At 64.4% G+C, this 17,627-nt stretch carries 17 protein-coding genes; 16 read left to right on the top strand and 1 reads right to left on the bottom strand.

What is annotated here, in order from left to right:
* From AC57B6_RS02340 to AC57B6_RS02270, 15 genes are read left to right on the top strand one after another with little or no spacing between them, the layout of a single operon-like run.
* The gene (locus AC57B6_RS02340) at nt 1-252 is read left to right on the top strand and encodes an acyl carrier protein (protein WP_028200132.1); all 252 of its coding nucleotides are present in this window, start codon (nt 1-3) and stop codon (nt 250-252) included.
* Complete coding sequence (locus AC57B6_RS02335; RefSeq protein WP_496420633.1) at nt 252-914, top strand: COG4648 family protein; 663 nt, start codon at nt 252-254, stop codon at nt 912-914. Before AC57B6_RS02340 ends, AC57B6_RS02335 begins: the two co-directional genes overlap by 1 nt.
* On the top strand, nt 911-2,608 hold the full coding sequence (locus AC57B6_RS02330) for an ApeI family dehydratase (protein ID WP_496420632.1): 1,698 nt from the start codon (nt 911-913) through the stop codon (nt 2,606-2,608). Before AC57B6_RS02335 ends, AC57B6_RS02330 begins: the two co-directional genes overlap by 4 nt.
* Complete coding sequence (locus AC57B6_RS02325; RefSeq protein ID WP_496420640.1) at nt 2,608-4,368, top strand: glycosyltransferase family 2 protein; 1,761 nt, start codon at nt 2,608-2,610, stop codon at nt 4,366-4,368. The genes AC57B6_RS02330 and AC57B6_RS02325 overlap by 1 nt, the downstream gene beginning before the upstream one ends.
* A complete protein-coding gene (locus AC57B6_RS02320; RefSeq protein ID WP_496420631.1) occupies nt 4,355-5,962 on the top strand; it encodes an HAL/PAL/TAL family ammonia-lyase in 1,608 nt (535 codons plus the stop codon). The genes AC57B6_RS02325 and AC57B6_RS02320 overlap by 14 nt, the downstream gene beginning before the upstream one ends.
* Entirely contained in the window at nt 5,959-6,390 is a 432-nt protein-coding gene (locus AC57B6_RS02315) for an acyl-CoA thioesterase (protein WP_028200127.1), read from the top strand. The genes AC57B6_RS02320 and AC57B6_RS02315 overlap by 4 nt, the downstream gene beginning before the upstream one ends.
* Complete coding sequence (locus tag AC57B6_RS02310) at nt 6,378-7,076, top strand: LolA family protein (RefSeq protein WP_252888331.1); 699 nt, start codon at nt 6,378-6,380, stop codon at nt 7,074-7,076. Before AC57B6_RS02315 ends, AC57B6_RS02310 begins: the two co-directional genes overlap by 13 nt.
* Nucleotides 7,076-9,514, top strand: coding sequence for an MMPL family transporter (locus tag AC57B6_RS02305; protein ID WP_496420630.1), 2,439 nt, complete (start codon nt 7,076-7,078; stop codon nt 9,512-9,514). The genes AC57B6_RS02310 and AC57B6_RS02305 overlap by 1 nt, the downstream gene beginning before the upstream one ends.
* Nucleotides 9,511-10,707, top strand: coding sequence for a beta-ketoacyl-[acyl-carrier-protein] synthase family protein (locus AC57B6_RS02300; RefSeq protein ID WP_106352555.1), 1,197 nt, complete (start codon nt 9,511-9,513; stop codon nt 10,705-10,707). Before AC57B6_RS02305 ends, AC57B6_RS02300 begins: the two co-directional genes overlap by 4 nt.
* 7 nt (nt 10,708-10,714) lie before the next feature.
* Complete coding sequence (locus AC57B6_RS02295) at nt 10,715-11,200, top strand: hotdog family protein (RefSeq protein ID WP_106352556.1); 486 nt, start codon at nt 10,715-10,717, stop codon at nt 11,198-11,200.
* Entirely contained in the window at nt 11,197-11,922 is a 726-nt protein-coding gene (locus tag AC57B6_RS02290; protein ID WP_028200122.1) for a 3-ketoacyl-ACP reductase FabG2, read from the top strand. Before AC57B6_RS02295 ends, AC57B6_RS02290 begins: the two co-directional genes overlap by 4 nt.
* On the top strand, nt 11,922-13,148 hold the full coding sequence (locus AC57B6_RS02285) for a beta-ketoacyl-ACP synthase (RefSeq protein ID WP_030101218.1): 1,227 nt from the start codon (nt 11,922-11,924) through the stop codon (nt 13,146-13,148). The genes AC57B6_RS02290 and AC57B6_RS02285 overlap by 1 nt, the downstream gene beginning before the upstream one ends.
* The gene (locus AC57B6_RS02280) at nt 13,145-14,401 is read left to right on the top strand and encodes a beta-ketoacyl synthase N-terminal-like domain-containing protein (protein ID WP_496420629.1); all 1,257 of its coding nucleotides are present in this window, start codon (nt 13,145-13,147) and stop codon (nt 14,399-14,401) included. The genes AC57B6_RS02285 and AC57B6_RS02280 overlap by 4 nt, the downstream gene beginning before the upstream one ends.
* Nucleotides 14,402-14,435: 34 nt before the next feature.
* Nucleotides 14,436-14,858: a signal peptidase gene (locus AC57B6_RS02275; RefSeq protein ID WP_028200119.1), complete on the top strand. Its 423-nt coding sequence runs from the start codon at nt 14,436-14,438 to the stop codon at nt 14,856-14,858.
* A gap of 50 nt (nt 14,859-14,908) precedes the next feature.
* Nucleotides 14,909-15,355, top strand: a complete 447-nt coding sequence (locus tag AC57B6_RS02270) for an excinuclease ABC subunit A (RefSeq protein WP_030101221.1) — start codon at nt 14,909-14,911, stop codon at nt 15,353-15,355.
* Nucleotides 15,356-15,411: 56 nt separating this feature from the next.
* Here the strand turns inward: AC57B6_RS02270 and AC57B6_RS02265 are convergent, their stop codons facing one another.
* Complete coding sequence (locus AC57B6_RS02265) at nt 15,412-16,140, bottom strand: class I SAM-dependent methyltransferase (RefSeq protein ID WP_028200117.1); 729 nt, start codon at nt 16,138-16,140, stop codon at nt 15,412-15,414.
* A 121-nt stretch (nt 16,141-16,261) separates the two neighbouring features.
* On the opposite strand from AC57B6_RS02265, the gene AC57B6_RS02260 reads away from it, so the two are divergent.
* Nucleotides 16,262-17,524: an NAD(P)/FAD-dependent oxidoreductase gene (locus tag AC57B6_RS02260; protein WP_252888326.1), complete on the top strand. Its 1,263-nt coding sequence runs from the start codon at nt 16,262-16,264 to the stop codon at nt 17,522-17,524.
* The last annotated feature ends 103 nt before the right edge of the window (nt 17,525-17,627 follow it).

Here is a 17,627-nt window from a genome sequence, read left to right as displayed (position 1 = left end):
GTGTCCGAGGCAGAGATTCTTGAACGCATCCGCGCCATCTTCAAAGAGAACTTCGCGATCGAGCCGGAGCGCGTGACGCCCGAGGCGCACCTCTTCGAAGAACTCGATCTCGACAGCATCGACGCCGTGGACCTTGCGATCAAACTGCAGGAAATGACGGGCCGCCGCATCAAGCCGGAAGAGTTCAAGTCGGTACGCACGGTCGGCGACGTGATCGTTGCAGTCGAGTCGCTGCTGGCGGCACAGGGTTGATGCCAGCCGTGCGCTCGCGAATGCAAGCGGCGACGAGCGAGCCTCTCGAGGCATCGTCCGGCACCCAGCGGCACTGGGCCAAAGCGGTGCTCCCGGTTCTGTTGAAACTCGCATACCCCGCGCTGATTCTGTGCGCCTGGCGCTGGGACACGCCGCGCTACGTCGGCTGCATGCTGTTTGCGATTCTGTGGCTGCAGCGCTGGGCCGGCAGCGGTCCGGTCGCGACCTCGTTGCGCCGGCTTTCCTCGATAGATTGGACCGTGGTCGGCTTGCTGAGCTGCGCCTCGGCGGCGATCGTACTCACCAACAGCGAACTGCTGTTGCGCCTCTATCCGTCGCTCGTCAATCTGGGCCTGCTGATCGCGTTCGGCGCGACGCTGGTGCGCGGGCCGTCGATGATCGAAAAATTCGCGCGGCTGGGCAATCCGAACCTGTTGCCAGGCGCCGTGCGCCATACGCGGCGCGTGACCCAGGTGTGGTGTGCTTTCTTCGCGCTGAACGGCGCGTTCTCCGCTTATACGGCGCTGTACTGGAGCCGTGCGAACTGGTCGCTCTATAACGGCGCAATCGCCTACGGATTGATCGGCGTGCTGCTGGTAGCCGAGATTATCTGGCGTTATCTGGTGGTGCTGCCGCGAGCCGCGCGTTCGGAGGCGGCATGATTGCGTTGCATGATTTGTTGTCGGCGGCTCTTGAGGCCTCCGTCGCGAATGCACCGGTATGCCGCGACGGCGCCACGGTGCTCGACCGTGCTGCGTTTCGCGCGCGCGTTTCAGCGCTGGTCGCGTCACTGCAGGCGCAAGACGCGCAACGCTACGCGCTGTGTATCGACGATCCTTTCGATTTTTCCTGCGCGCTGTTTGCGTTGTTCGCGTGCGGCAAGGAGCCGGTGATTCCAGCCAATGCGACACCGGGTTATCTCGCCGATCTCGCCGACGCGTACGACGCCGTGCTGACCGATGCGGACCTGCCGCATCATATGCAGGACACCGATGCGGTACCCGGGCCGGCCGTGTATACGATCGATCCGCACGCCCCGTTGACGCTCTATACCTCCGGCAGCAGCGGTACTCCCAAACCGATCCGCAAGTCACTCGCGCAATTCAATGCCGAAGTCCACACGCTCGAAAAGCAGTGGGGCATGCTGGTCGGCAATGCGACGATGCTTGCGAGCGTGCCGCATCATCACATCTACGGGCTGCTGTTTCGCATCATGTGGCCGCTCGCAGCGGGCCGCGCGTTTGAGCGCGCGATCAGCATCGAGCCAATGCATTTGCAGGCGCAGATCGGGCAGTGTGGGGCGACGGTGGTCGTCTCCACGCCCGCTCAATTGTCGCGTTGGCCCGCGTTGCCAGGCTTTGCCGCGTTGACGCCGGCACCGCGTGCATTCTTTTCTTCAGGTGGCCCGCTTGCCCTGGAAGCCGCGCAGGAATATGCGGCTGCCTACGGCGCCGCGCCGCTCGAAATCTACGGCAGTACGGAGACCGGCGGCATCGCGTGGCGTCGTCAGGATCAGACCGATGCATGGCAACCGGTGTGCGGTATCGAAGTGCGCTGCGACGAAGACGGTGCGCTGAACGTTCGCTCGCCGCATCTCGATCACGCCGGCTGGCATCGTACGGACGACAAGATCGCCTTCGACGCCGACGGCCGCTTCCGCCTGCAGGGCCGGCTCGATCGTGTGCTCAAGCTGGACGGCAAGCGCGTGTCTCTGCCGGAACTTGAAGCGCGTCTCGCACTGCATCCGTATGTCGCGCAAGCGGCGATCGTGCCGCTGGACGGTGCCTCGCGCGAGCGCGTCGGCGCCGTGGTGGCGCTCACTGAAGCCGGCAGCGAAGCATTGCGCACCGAAGGCCGTGTGCAATTCGCGAAGATCTTGCGTCGGCATCTCGCTGCGTATTTCGATGTGGTGGTGCTGCCGCGTCATTGGCGTTTTCGCCTCGCCTTGCCGTTCGACGCGCGCGGCAAACTGCCGGTGGCGGCGCTCGCTGCGGCGTTCGCGCCGCGCGCGGACGGCATGGAAATGCTTGCCGAAGCCCGCAGCGCCGATACCTTGCACTACGAACTGCGGGTGCCGCCCACGCTCGTGCATTTCGCCGGCCATTTCCCCGGTTTGCCGATTCTGCCGGGTGTCGTTCAGGTGCACTGGGCCGTGCATCTGGCTGCCGAGCATGTGCCGGCCGTGAGCGCGCCGGCATCGATCGACCGGCTCAAGTTCATGGCGCCGGTGCCCCCGGGCGCGGTGCTGAATCTCACGCTCGCGCACGACGCAGCACGTGGACGCGTGCAGTTCAGCTACCGCTTGAGCGGGCGTGAATGCGCGTCCGGCGTGATCGTGTATCGGGAGCCTGCATGATGAGCATCGCTGCATGCATCGTGATTCCGATCTACAACCACAAGGACGCGATCGGCGCGACCGTGGCTCACCTCGCGGTGCACGGCTTGCCGATCTTTGTTGTCGACGATGGCAGCGATGAGGCGACCCAGCAGGTGCTTGCCGCACTCGCGCAACAATACGCGGGGCAGCTCACGCTGCTGCGTTTGCCGGTCAACGGCGGCAAGGGTGCGGCGGTGATGGCGGGGCTGCGTGCCGCGCGCGCCGCGGCTTACACGCATGCGCTGCAGATCGATGCCGACGGTCAGCACGATGCGACGGATGTGCCACGCTTCATCGAAGCGGCGCGTGCGGAACCGGGCGCGGTGATCCTCGGTCGCCCGGTCTATGACGAGAGCGTGCCGAAAGCACGCCTGTACGGCCGTTATCTGACGCACGTATGGGTGTGGATCGAAACGCTCTCGCTGACGATTCGCGATTCGATGTGCGGCTTTCGCCTTTATCCGCTGGCGCTGGCCTGCGAGCTGATCGACAGCGTGCAACTGCCGACCCGCATGGACTTCGACATCGAAATTCTCGTGCGTCTCTACTGGCGGCGCGCGGCCTTCCGCTCGATCCCGACGCGCGTCACCTATGCAAGCGACGGCGTCTCGCATTTCGATGTGCTGTGGGACAACGTGCGTATCAGCCGCAGTCATACGCGGCTCGTGTTCGGCATGCTGTGGCGTCTGCCGATGCTGCTCGCGCACAAGGTGATGCCACGCCGCGCGGCTGTTGCAAGTGAGCCGGATCAGCCGGGTGAACCGGGCAAGCCGGCCGGGTCGCGCGAACAGAATCAGCAAGACTGGTGGCGCATCGCCGAACGCGGCAGCCACCTGGGCATGTCCTTGCTCGCGCTCAGTTGCAAGCTGTTCGGCCGCCGTTTCACCGCGCTCTGGCTGCATCCGATCGTCGCGTATTTTCTGCTCACGGGCCGTGCCGCGCGCGAGGCGTCGAGCAATTACTTCACGCATCTCAGTCAAACCGCGCCGCACGGCGATACGCCGCGTCCGGGTTGGCTGTCCGCCTATCGCCATATGCTGGCGTTCGCGCAATCAGGCTTCGACAAGCTGGCGGCATGGTCGGGCCGTGTCAATAACGGCGACGTCAAATTCGAAGATCCGTCGGCATTCGAAGCCCTGGTCGCGAGTGGCAAGGGTGCGCTCGTGATCGGTGCGCATCTCGGCAATCTGGAAATGACTCGCGCGCTCGCCGCGCAAGGCGCCTACGCGAAAGTCACCGCCGTGGTCTACACCGAACACGCGCGGCGCTTCAATAGCGTGCTGGCGTCGGCGAATAGCCAGTTCGCGCGGCATCTGCTCGAAGTGAGCGATTTCGGTCCCGAGACCGCCATGATGATGCAGGAGCGCGTCGACTCGGGCGAGTTGCTGGTGATCGTCGGCGATCGCGTGCCCGCTCATGAAGCGGGCCGCACAGTCGATGCGCAATTTCTCGGCTCGACCGCTCCGTTCGCGCAAGGCCCTTACGTGCTGGCGCATGCGCTGGGCTGCCCGGTCTATCTGTTCTTCTGCCTGAAAGAACGTGACGGCTACCGTCTGTATTTCGAACCGTTTGCCGAGCGTATCGAGTTGCCGCGCCGTGAGCGCACGCAGCATCTTGCGGCGTGGGCGCAGCGTTACGCGGCGCGCCTCGAACACTATTGCCGTAAGGCACCTTATCAATGGTTCAATTTCTTCGATTTCTGGGCCAGCCCCAAGCGAGGCACACATGGCCGAACATGATCTGATCGACGCGCCGAATGCCAGCGCGAATGAGAACGCCCGCGCAAACATGGCGGCGGTGACGATCGGCGGGCGCAAGCTGACGATCGAAGAGGTCGTCGCGATTGCCCAGCACCGCCTGCCAGTTGCATTGAGCGCCGATCCGGCGTGGCGCGCACGCATTCAGCGCGGCGCGGATTTTCTGCGCCGGCATCTGGCAGCCGGCGCGACCGTGTACGGCGTCAACACCGGCTATGGCGATGCATGCGTGGTCGACGTGCCGATGGAACTCGTCGAGGCCTTGCCGCTGCAACTGACGCGTTACCACGGCTGCGGAATGGGTCAGTATCTCGACGATGCGCAAACGCTCGCGGTGATCGCCGCGCGTCTGAATTCGCTCGCGTACGGTTTTTCGGGCGTGCGTCCCGTGTTGCTCGAGCGTCTCGCCGACCTGATCAATCATCGCGTGCTGCCGCGTATTCCGTCCGAAGGGTCGGTTGGCGCAAGCGGCGATCTGACGCCGCTCTCGTATGTGGCCGCCGCGCTTGCTGGCGAGCGCGACGTGATGTTCGAGGGCGCGTTGCGCGATGTCCGCGAGGTATGGACCGAACTCGGTCATACACCGTTGACGCTCGCGCCGAAGGAAGGTCTCGCGCTGATGAACGGCACCGCGGTGATGACGGGCCTCGCGTGTCTCGCCTTCGCACGTGCGGATCATCTGACGCGCCTGAGCGCGCGTCTCACGGCGCTCTCAACCGTGGCGCTCGACGGCCGTGCCGCGCATTTTGACGCAACGCTGTTCGAGGTGAAGCCGCACGTAGGCCAGGCCGAAGCCGCCGCGTGGATTCGCAGCGATCTGAGCGGGCGCGACGATACGCCGGGGCATCGTCTGCAAGACCGCTACTCGATTCGCTGTGCGCCGCATGTGATCGGCGTCGCGCGCGATGCGTTGTCGTGGGTGCGCCGCGATGTCGAGAACGAACTGAACAGCGCGAACGACAACCCGTTGATCGATCCCGACAACGAGCGCGTGCTGCACGGCGGCAACTTCTACGGCGGCCATATCGCGTTCGCGATGGACTCGCTGAAAGTCGCGGTCGCCAATCTTGCCGATCTGATGGATCGGCAACTCGCGCTGCTGGTCGACGTGAATTTCAATAACGGCTTGCCGCGCAATCTGTCGGGCGCAGCCCCTGCGCGCGCCGCGATCAATCACGGTTTCAAGGCCGTGCAGATTTCCTCGTCCGCATGGACCGCCGAAGCGTTGAAGAATACGATGCCCGCGAGCGTATTCTCGCGTTCGACCGAGGCGCACAATCAGGACAAGGTCAGCATGGGCACGATCGCCGCGCGCGACTGTTTGCGCGTACTGGAGTTGACCGAGCAGGTTGCTGCCGCGCACACGCTCGCAACGGTGCAAGCGGCCCGTCTGCGCCTGAAGATCGACAGCGGTACGCCGATTCCCGCACCGCTGCAAAGCTTTATCGACAGCGTGACGGCGCACTCGCCGTTCGTCGACGAAGACCGCGCGCTGGAGAGCGATCTGCGCGCGCTGACCGCGCGCATCGCCGCATGCGATTTGCTGCACGACTATCGCGGAGGCTCGAACGCATGACCGGCTCCCCTAAGGTGCTGACAGCCAGCGCGACGGTCGAAGTGCCGTTTCACGACGTCGATGCGATGAACGTGTGCTGGCATGGCCACTATCTGAAGTACTTCGAGATTGGCCGCGCGGCGCTGTTACGCACGTTCGACTACGACTACCGCGAGATGCAGGCTTCGGGCTACCTGTGGCCCATCGTGGAGGCGCATCTGAAGTATGTGCGCCCGGCCACCTATGGCCAGGCGATCGAAGTACGCACACAACTGCTCGAACACGAAAACCGCCTGAAAATAGGCTATGAGATCGTCGATTGTGCATCCGGTACGCGGCTGACGAAGGGTTACACGATCCAGGTCGCGGTCGACGCCGCGACCCAGGAGTTGCAGTTCGTGTCGCCGCCGGTCGTGTTCGAAAAGCTGGAGCGCGTATGGGGACGATGAACTTGCGCAGCAGGGTGACGGGCACGGCCGCAGGGCTAGTGCTGGGCACGTTGACCCTGGCTGGCGTATCGGGCTTGACAGCCTGGCCGGCAGTAGCGGTCGCGGCAGAAGCAACGCAGGCCGCCGGTAACCCGGCGCTGGTTTCGCAAATCGCCTCCCATCTTGCACAAGCGAAAGGCGTGCGCGCGCAATTCACGCAGACGCAGACGCTCGCCGCGATGAAGCAACCGCTCGTCAGCACGGGCTCGCTGCTGTTCTTCCGCGAGCGTGGCGTGATCTGGCAGATAGAGACGCCATACAAGGCCACCTACGTGATCACCGACGCGGGCGTGACCGAACTCAACGCCAACGGTCAGCGCGTAACGGCCCGCAGTGCCCAGGGCACGCGCGGCGTCGCTCAGGTCTCGAAGATGATGCGCGCGATGCTCGGCGGCGATCTTTCGGCGCTGTATTCGCAATTCGACGTGCAGGCCGAAGGCAGCGCCGCGCAGTGGCGCATGCAACTCACGCCGAACCAGCCGCAGATTGCGCAGTCGATCAAAGGCTTGCAGATGAACGGCGGTGACTATCTGCAAAGTCTGCGCATCACGCTCGCGAACGGCGACGTCACGAAGCTCGAGTTTGCAAAAAGCGCGGCGGTAAGCGAGCCGACGCTGGCTGAACGCAGCCTGTTCGGAGCGCCGTAATGCAGGTGCTGCGCCAGCGGTCCGCGAAACAGGCATGGGGCATCCGCGCCGCCTGGCTGTTGCTCGCGCTTGCCGCGGCGCTGTACTGCGGCTGGCGTTTCGCCGGACCTTCGCCGTTGCAGACCAATCTGCTGGCATTGCTGCCTGCCACCGAAGCGGATCCGGTCGCCGAAAAGGCGGTCGATACGCTGGCAGGCGCGCTCGGCGACCGCACGGTTTTTCTCGTCACCAGCAATGACGACGCGCATGCGAAGGCGGCCGCAAAGCAGCTCGGCGCGTCGTTACAGAAGAGCGGGGCGTTCGGCTCGGTGACGGCGGAATTGCCACCGTTCGATCTGTCGCAGATCGCGGCGCTGTATCTGCCTTATCGTTTCGGTCTGCTGACACCTGCCGACCGTACGACGCTCGCGCAGAGCAATGCTTCGAATGCGAGCTTGCGCGACGCGCTCGCGCAGCGCATCTACAGCCCGTTGCGCGGTGCGCTGAGCACGTCGCTCGCCGACGATCCGTTCGGCTGGCTCGAACACTGGCTCGGCGGTTTGCCGCTTGCCACGTCGAATCTCGAACTCGAAGACAACATGCTGGTGTCGCATCGCGGCGCCGCGACGAGTGTGCTGATCGTCGCCACGCTGCCAGGTTCGGCTTACGAATCGACGACCCAGCGCGCCGTGCTGAGCGCACTCGCGCAAGGCGAAAGCACGTTGAAGCAGGCGTTCCCCGACGTATCGGTGGCGAGAACCGGCGCGGTGTTTTACGCGGAATCGGCGCGCAGCGCATCGGAGCGCGAGGTGCACCTGATCGGCATCGCGTCGCTGTGCGGGATTGCGCTGTTGATGATGTGGGTGTTCCGCTCGCCGCGGCTATTGCTGCTGGGTTTTGTCTCGACAGCGCTCGGCATTGTCTGCGCGCTCGCGGCGACGATGCTGGTGTTCGGCCAATTGCATCTGTTGACGCTGGTGTTCGGCGCGAGCCTGATCGGCGAGGCGGTCGATTACTCGATCCAGTATTTTGTGGTCTATCTTGGCGCGGGTCGTGATTGGGATTCGCGCCGCGGTGCGCGCGCGGTACGCCCGGCCTTGACGGTCGCCCTTGCCACCAGCCTGCTCGGCTACGCGATTCTCATGTGGGTGCCGTTTCCCGCGCTCAAGCAGATTGCCTGCTTCGCGATGGTGGGGATTACGACGGCGTTTGCCTCCGTGCTGTACCTGTTGCCCGCGCTGCTCACGCGGCCGCCGAAACGCAGCCCGCAACGCCTGTTTGCCGGCGCGGCGCGGCTGCTGACGGTTTGGCATCGGACGATAGGCGGCAAGCGCGCATGGTTCGTCGCGGCTCTACTGCTGATCGTGGCGATTCCCGGCTGGCTACGTCTGACGAGTGACGACGATATCCATTTGCTGATCCAGCGCGATCCTTCGCTGGTCGCGCAGGAAGACAAGGTACGCGCGGCGGTTGGCGTCGATAACAGCGCACAGTTTTTTGTGGTGCGTGGCGAGACGCCGGAGATCGTGCTGCAACGGGCCGAAGCGCTGGGTGCGAAGCTCGACGAACTGAACGGCACTGCGAACAGGGTCGGCACTTATCAGTCGGTGGCACAGTTCGTGCCTTCAGCGAAACAGCAAAACGAAGACCGTGCATTGCTCGCACAGCACGTCTTCAACGATCCAGCGGCATTGCGTGCACTGCTGCTGCAGGCAGGGTTCAAGGACGAAGTCGCCGACGCCTGGCTTGCCGCGCAAGCCAAACCGCAGCCGCTGCTCACGGTCGATACGTGGCTCGCCGCTTCGTGGTCACGGCCGTACCAACATCTATGGCTGGGCGTGGTCGATCCGGCTACCCGAGCGTATGCAGCCGTTGTGATTCCGCAAGGCGTGACGCCACAGAACGAACCCGCGCTGATCGCCATCGCGCGGACGGTTTCCGGCGTCGTATTCGTCGACAAGGCAGCGAGCGTGTCGAAACTGTTCGGCGAGTATCGCGTGGACAGCGGGTGGTGGCTCGGCGGCGCGCTGGCGCTCGTGCTCGTTTTGTTGATTCTGCGGTACGCCCGGAAGGATGTCTCCGTGGGGGACCGGTTGAGCGGCGGTATCGCCGTGATGCTACCGGTGTTGCTCGCTGTCGGCGTCACGCTCGCGGTGTTCGGTTACGTTCACGTGCCGCTCAATCTTTTCAATTGGCTCGCGCTGATGCTGGTGCTCGGCGTAGGCGCAAACTATGCGGTATTCCTGCGCGAAGGCTGTTTGCGCGCGGACGCCGATCTCGGCGCGGTGTGGACGGGCGTGCTGCTCTCGGCTGCCACCACGTTGTTGTCGTTCGGCATGCTCGGCATGAGCGCGATGCCCGCGCTGAAGAGTTTCGGCGCCACGCTCGCACTCGGCATCGCGGTGTCGGTGCTGCTCGCGCCGATCGGCATGCCATCGGAATCAAGGAGGGCCGTATGAAGGCGCCATCAGTTTATTTGCATGCGCTCGGCATGATCAATGCGCTCGGCAACGGCCTCGACGCAATCGTCCCGGCGCTGGCCGCCGCTCATGCACCCGGTATGGCGAACGCGCACACCGGCATTGGCGAAGCGTTTGTCGGCAGCGTGCTCGCGCCGCTCGATCTGGCGCCGCCGGCCGCGCTCGCGCGTTACGACTGCCGCAACAACCGCCTGTTGCTGGCCGCGCTGCAGCAGATCGAGCCAGCAGTCGCCGCGGCGCGCGAGCGTTACGGCGCGCATCGGATCGGCGTGGTGCTCGGCACCAGCACGTCGGGGATCGAAGCGGCCGAAGCCGCGTTCGTCTACCAGGCGCAAGCGGGCAATTTGCCCCCCAACTTCAATTACCGGCAGATGGAGATTGGCACAGTCGCGCCATTTGCCGCCGCCGCGCTAGGCGTGCAGGGCCCGGCGTTCACGATCTCGACCGCTTGCACGTCGAGCGCGAAGGCTTTTGCGTCGGCGCGCCGGCTGCTGCAATTACGGCTCTGCGATGCGGTGGTGGTGGGCGGTGTGGATTCGTTGTGCGAGCTGACGGTGCAAGGCTTTGCATCGCTCGAATCGACCAGCGCCATGCGTACCAATCCGATGAGCCGCAATCGCTGCGGGATCAATGTCGGCGAAGGCGCCGCGGTGTTCCTGATGAGCCGCGATGAAGCGGAGGTACGGCTCGCGGGGGTCGGCGAATCGAGCGACGCCCATCACATTTCCTCGCCGGACCCGCAGGGTGTAGGTGGCGAACTCGCGTTGCGCGCGGCGTTGGCCGACGCGGGCATCGCATCGTCGGCGATCGGTTATGTGAATCTGCATGCCACCGCTACCCGCAAGAACGACGACATGGAAGCGAAATTGATGGCGCGCGTTTTTCCCGAAGGCGTCGCGACGAGCGGCACCAAACCGCTGACCGGCCATCAACTCGGCGCGGCGGGCGCCACCGAGCTGGCCTTCGCGTGGCTGACTTTGGCGCGCGACAACCGGGCCCAGCCCGTGCCGCTGCCGCGTCATGTGTGGGACGGCGAGGCGGACCCCGCTTTGCCGGCGCTGGACCTGGTCGAAACCGAACGTTTTCTGCCGCTCGGCGCGGGGTCGCAGTACGTGATGAGTAATTCGTTTGCGTTTGGCGGCAGCAATGTCAGCCTGATCCTCGGACGTTGACCACACGATGACCCAGACGCTTTCCATTCAGGACCTCATCCGGCAACCGATCGAAGCGATCATCCCGCATCGCGGCACGATGCTGCTGCTCGACGGCGTCGATACTTTCGGCGAAGACACGGTGAGTGCGCGGGCGACCGTCCGCGTCGACGCCTGGTATGCCGACGCCGCCGGCGCGATGCCCGCATGGATCGGCATCGAATTGATGGCGCAGACCATTGCGGCGCACGTCGCGTTGCTGGCCATGCGCGGCGGCGGTACAGCGCGTCCTGGCGTGCTGCTTGGCTCGCGCAGTTATCGGGCCTTGCAACCGTCGTTCGCCGGTGGTGCCCGATTGCAGATCCGCGCAACGGAATTGCTGCGCAGCGAAGAGGGCCACGGCGCCTACGAATGCACGATCCACCACGGTGAGGCGTGTTGCGCCGAGGCGGTTATCAAGGTTTTTCAGCCGCGCGATTTTCAGTCATTCATCGAAGGGAGTTTCAGTTCATGAGCCGGCGTGTTCTCGTTACCGGCGCAAGCCGCGGCATTGGCCGTGCGATTGCGTATCAGTTGGCCGCCGACGGTTTCGCGGTGTCCGTGCATTGCCGCACGGGCCGCAGCGAAGCTGAAGCAGTCGCCACGGGCATTGCCGCGCAAGGCGGCACGGCGCGCGTGCTGCAGTTCGACGTGCGTGAGCGCGCCGTGTGCCGCGAAGTGCTCGAAGCGGATGTTGCCGCACACGGCGCGTACTACGGCATCGTGTGCAGCGCGGGCGTGACCCGCGACGCTGCGTTCCCCGCGCTCACCGAAGAAGACTGGGACGTCGTGATCGAAACCGGTCTCGATTCGTTCTACAACGTGGTCCATCCGTTGACCATGCCGATGGTGCGGGCGAAGAAGGGCGGCCGCATCGTCACGATCGCGTCGGTCTCCGGCGTGATGGGCAACCGCGGCCAGGTCAACTACAGCGCAGCGAAGGCCGGGCTGATCGGCGCGAGCAAGGCGCTTGCCGTCGAACTGGCGACGCGCAACATCACCGTCAATTGCGTGGCGCCGGGCCTGATCGAAACCGGCATGCTCGACGAGATGCCGCTCGAGCACGCGTTGAAGACGGTGCCGATGAACCGCGTCGGCCAGCCTGCCGAAGTCGCGTCCGTGGTCAGCTTCCTGATGTCGGATGCGGCCTCGTACGTCACGCGTCAGGTGATCGGCGTCAATGGTGGGATGGTGTGATGAAACGCGTCGTCATTACCGGCATGGGGGGCGTCACGGCGTTCGGCGATAGCTGGGACGTGATCGAAGCGCGCCTGAAGAGCGGCGTGAACGCGGTGCGCCGGATATCCGAGTGGGATTATTTCCAGTCGCTGCATACTCGGCTCGCGTGTCCGTTGCCGGGCTTCACGGCGCCCGCGCATTATCCGCGCAAGAAAACCCGCTCGATGGGACCGGTCTCGATGTATTCGGTGCGTGCGAGCGAACTGGCGCTCGCCGACGCGGGCCTCGCCGCAGACCTCAGCATCAGGGACGGCCGCATGGGCGTGGCCTATGGTTCGTCGTCGGGTTCGGTGCAGCCGATTCGCGCGTTCGGCACGATGCTCGAAACCGGTTCGATGAGCGACGTCACGTCGAACAGCTACGTGCAGATGATGCCGCATACCGCCGCGGTCAACGTCAGCCTGTTCTGGGATCTGAAAGGGCGGATCATTCCGACCTCGTGCGCGTGCGCGTCGGGCAGTCAGGCGATCGGCTATGCGTATGAAGCGATCCAGACCGGCAAGCAGACGCTGATGCTGGCAGGCGGCGCGGAAGAACTCTCGGGCCCGGCGGTTGCGGTGTTCGATACCTTGTACGCGACCAGCACGCGCAACGACGAGCCGCATCTCACGCCGCGTCCGTTCGATGCCGCGCGCGACGGTCTTGTGGTCGGGGAAGGCGCAGCGACGCTGGTGCTCGAAGAATACGAACACGCGGTGGCGCGGGGCGCGCGCATTCACGCGGAGATTGTCGGCTTCGGCTGCAATTCGGACGGCGCGCACATGACCCAGCCGACCGCCGAAACCATGGCGATCGCAATGCAGCTCGCGCTCAAGGATGCGCAACTCGCGCCGCAAGCGATCGCCTATGTGAATGCGCACGGCACGTCCACGGACCGTGGCGACATTGCCGAAAGCCATGCGACCGCGCAGACCTTCGGCGCGCGCATGCCGATCAGTTCGCTCAAGAGCTATGTCGGCCATACGCTCGGCGCGTGCGGTGCGCTGGAAGCGTGGTGGACCATCGAGATGATGAAACGCAACTGGTATGCGCCGACCTTGAACCTGGATAACGTCGATCCGGCCTGCGCGCCGCTCGATTACATCGTCGGCGCGGGCCGTGAGATCGACGCCGAACATGTGATGAGCAATAACTTTGCGTTTGGCGGCATCAATACGTCGCTGATTTTCAGGCGCGTTCGATGAGCATGGCGCTGCACCGCGTGGTCATTACCGGCATGGGGATCGTGTCGTGCCTCGGCAATACGCTCGACAGCGTGTCGGCCGCGTTGCGCGCGGGCCGCTCGCGTATCGAGCGGATCGACGCGTGGCGTGAGCGCGGTTTCGGTTCGCAGGTGGCAGCCGTCGCGTCGGTCGCACAGGAGCCGCCGTTCGATCGCAAGCTCGAACGTTTCATGGGCGACACCGCACGTTTTGCCTGCCATGCCGCAAAAAAGGCGATCGACGACGCTGGGCTCGATCCCGCCGCGTTGCGTTCGCCGCGCGCCGGTACGGTGATCGGTTCGGGCGTCGGCACGATGTCGAGTTACGACGTGGCGATGTCGATTGCGAATGCCCGTGGCGTCGATAAAGTGCCGCCGTACACGGTTCCGCATGCGATGAGCAGCACCGCATCGGCCAATGTCGCGCAGGTGTTTGGACTGGAGGGCGTGAGTTATTCGCCGTCGTCGGCGTGCACGACGTCGGCGCTCGCCATCGGTCAGGCAATGCAACTGATTCAGACCGGGCGCCAGCAGATCGTGCTGGCCGGTGGCAGCGAATCGTTGCACGACAACATGACGCTGATGTTCGATTCGATGGGCGCGTTGTCGCGCGGTTTCAACGACACGCCCCAGCGCGCTTCGCGTCCTTACGACACGGCCCGCGATGGCTTCGTGATCGCGTCGGGCGGCGGCGTGCTGGTGCTCGAGGCGCTGGATCACGCGTTGGCGCGCGGTGCCCGTATTTACGCCGAGCTGACCGGGTTCGGCGACTGTACGGATAGTGCCGGCATGGTTACGCCACGGGCGGCCGGTATCGCGCGAGCGATGCGCGGCGCGCTGGGCGACGCGGGTGCACTGGATGCAGTGGATGGCGGTGCCCGGCGGCCCGACTACATCAACACCCACGCGCCGTCGACACCGCTTGGCGATGTCGAGGAACTGCAGGCGTTGCGCGACGTATTTGGCGGCGAAGTGCCGGCGTTCTCGTCGACCAAAGGCATGACCGGACATCCGCTCGGCGCATGCGGAGCGCATGAGGCGATCTACACGTTGCTGATGATGCGCGACGGTTTCATCGCGGGGACGGCGGGCATCGAGACGCCGGAGCCCGCCGTCGATGGGTTGCCGCTGGTGCGCGCGACGCGTGACGCGCGCATCGGCACGGCGATGTCGAATTCATTCGGGTTCGGCGGCAGTTGCGCGAGCCTGATGTTTGAAGTGTGGCAGGGCGGTTGAAACGGCCGTCATTTAAAAAACGAGGGCAACAACAATGAAAAAACGTTTTGTACTGGGAGCACTTGCGGTGGTGGTGCTGACGCAGGCGGGCTGCGCGACCGACGTGAAGTCGGTGCCGCTCGCGGCGGCGGCCGGTCAGTCGCGCGGCGGTGTGCCGGTTTATTTCGGCCAGCAGAATCACCCGCCGGTGACGGCTGATCTGGGAGAGGTGTCTTTTTCGGCGCGGATCGCGCGCAAGGTATCGAGCCCGGACGACGCATGTCACGAAGCGCTGGCTGAAGCCGTGCAGAAGCTGCGCGCGGCTGCTCACGAACGCAACGCGAACGCCGTGATCGACGTGTCGACGCGTTTTCACAGCACGAAGACCGACTCATCGACCGACTTCACCTGTGGGGTGAGCCCGAGCGCGGCAGCGGTCGCGGTGAGCGGCCAGCTCGTCGTGCTGCAGGCGAACTAGGTCAAATCGAATCTGGAACTCACTAAAGCAACAACAACCAAGGAGTCTCGATGAAACGCAAAGTACTGTTTGCCGCGCTGTTTGCTTCGCTCGCCACGCTGAGTGCCACTCAGGCTTTTGCTCGCGATACGGTCGACAACTATCCGATCGCGCCGGCGCTGCAAAGCGAACCGGGCAAGGTCAGTGGCGACGTTGCGCTGTATTTCGCGGGTCAGCCGCATCCGGGCGTGCTGAAAAAGATGGGTGAATTCGCCACTAACAAGAAGACCAACGCTTTCGGCAAGAGCGACCTGGAAGCGTGCCAGCACGTTTTCCTTTCGGCTGTGATCGAGTTGCAGGAACGGGCGCGCAAGGAAGGCGGCAATGCGGTGATCAACATCAAGAGCAACTACAAGAACGAATTGCGCGAGAGCGCGACGGAGTTCACGTGTGGTGCGGGTGCGGTGATCGCCGGCGTGGCGTTGACGGGTGAGGTCGTGACGCTGCGCGGCAAATAAGTACGTCGTGAAGTTTGCGAGGGCGATGGCGACGCCGCCGCCCTCGCAAGACAGATTCAACCCGCCTTGACCGCCGCGACATTGACCAGCGTTTCACGGCGCTTGCCAGGTTGCGGATGGGACAGGCCGATCCGTTCGAGCAGGCCGAAGTCTTTCGCGCGGCTCCACCAGAGATACGGCAGCGAGACGTTGCGCCGCTCGAAGCGAAAACCGCCAGCGCGGATCATGTCGAGGTACCCGTCCGCGCTTTTCTGCACGTGCATGGGATGGCGGAACAGCAAGCGGATCACCCACGACTTGATGTACGCGTCGGTGGATTCGGCGAACAGCAGGATGCCGCCCGGTTTGAGCACGCGGCGGAACTCGGCGAGCGCGCGGTCCTGCTCGACCAGATGGTGGAAGGTTTGATGGCAGAACACGATGTCGGCGCTGGCATCGGGCAACGGCAATTGCGCGCAGTCGCCGTGCAGCACGTCGATGTCGGCGAGCTTGTCGCCGCAGGCGTGGGCGGCATTGGCGGCAAGCGTCAGCGACGGTTCGTGAAAATCGACGCCGACAATGCGGCGCGGCTTGAACGCGTCAGCCAGCAGGCGGAACGAAATGCCTTGTCCACAGCCGACGTCGACGATAACCGGCGCCACCGGCAAGGGCGCGTCGATCAGGCGTTTGAGGTCGTTGATCGCGACCCGCAGAACATGGTGTTCCCACGTATAGGTACGCAGGAACCAGATCCCGAAGGCGGTTTCCGGCACATAAGGCACGCTGGATGTTTCGGATGACGACACGCTGGGCTCCCCGGCGAAATAGCGTTCTTGCTGCGAGTGTTCTTGCTGTGAAGCGTAATTGTAACGAGAAGTAAGGATGCAGCGTAACGCTGCCTAGAGCAAGCAAACGATTGAGGCAACTTTGAGTACACATTCGTCAAAGCGCGTGACCGTCGATGTCGCGATCATCGGTGCAGGTCCGGCAGGTGCGGTCGCCGCGGCGCTCTTGCGCCGGGCGGGACGCTCGGTGCTGGTGCTGGAGCGCCAGCATTTCCCGCGGTTCTCGATCGGCGAGAGTCTGCTGCCGCAAAGCATGGCCTACCTCGAAGAAGCGGGCATGCTGCAGGCAGTGGTCGAGGCCGGGTTCCAGTACAAGAACGGCGCGCATTTTGTTCATCGCGGCCAGTCGTCGGCGTTCGACTTCCGCGACAAGCATTCGGCCGGCTGGGGCACCACGTACCAGGTCGAGCGCGCGGTGTTCGACGATATTCTGATTCGTTGCGCAGCCCAGCAGGGCGCCGACGTGCGCTTCGGCCACACGGTCCGCGCGATGCATCCGGGCACGGCAGGCGAGGGCGGCAAGAAGCCGTTGCTCGAGGTGATCGACGAAGCGGACAACGCGTACGAAGTGGAGGCGCAGTTCGTGTTCGACGCGAGCGGCTTCGGCCGTGTGCTGCCACGCTTGCTGAACCTCGAAGCACCGACGCGCATGCCGACCCGCGCCGCGATCTTCTCGCACGTTCTGGACGGCATTCCGGCCGGCGCGACCGACCGCAACAAGATCTGCGTGGCGACGCACCCGGAGCGCCGCGACGTGTGGTTCTGGATGATTCCGTTGGCGGGTGGCCGCTCTTCGGTGGGTTGCGTGGCCGAAGCGAGTTTCCTCGATGTGCCGGAAGCTGAACGCGACGCGAAACTGCGTACGTTGATCCGGCAGGAGCCGACACTCGGGCCGCTGATCGGCAACGCGCCGTTCCTGATGCCGGTGCGTCATATCGGCGGCTACGCGGCGAATGTCGAGCGTTTGCATGGGCCCGGCTATGTCCTGCTCGGCAATGCGGGCGAATTCCTCGATCCGGTGTTTTCATCCGGTGTGACGATCGCGCTGCGCTCCGCGCATCTCGCGGTGCAGACTTTGAACCGGCAACTGGACGGCGAGCAGGTCGACTGGTCGGCCGCTTACGACGTGCCGTTGCGCAAGGGGATCGATACGTTCCGCGCCTTCGTCGAACGCTGGTACACGGGCGAATTGCAGGACATCATTTTCTATCCGGACCAGACGCCTTCGATTCGCCGCATGATCAGCGCGGTGCTGGCGGGTTACGCGTGGGATGAATCGAATCCTTACGTCGCCGATCCGGTGCGCCGTCTGAATGCGTTGCACGACGTGTGTACGCATCGTTGATCAGCCCGCATCGCATGGGCAAATGAAAAACGGCGCTTCTTGAAGGAAGCGCCGTTTTTCATTCAACTGTCCGCATCGGGTCGGGACTCAGCCCAACAATCCG

The sequence above is a fragment of the Paraburkholderia sp. BGA-UO-ETr-F12 genome, assembly GCF_059567945.1.
Note: the sequence above shows the minus strand (reverse complement) of the source record. Positions and strands in the feature narration are given on the sequence as shown.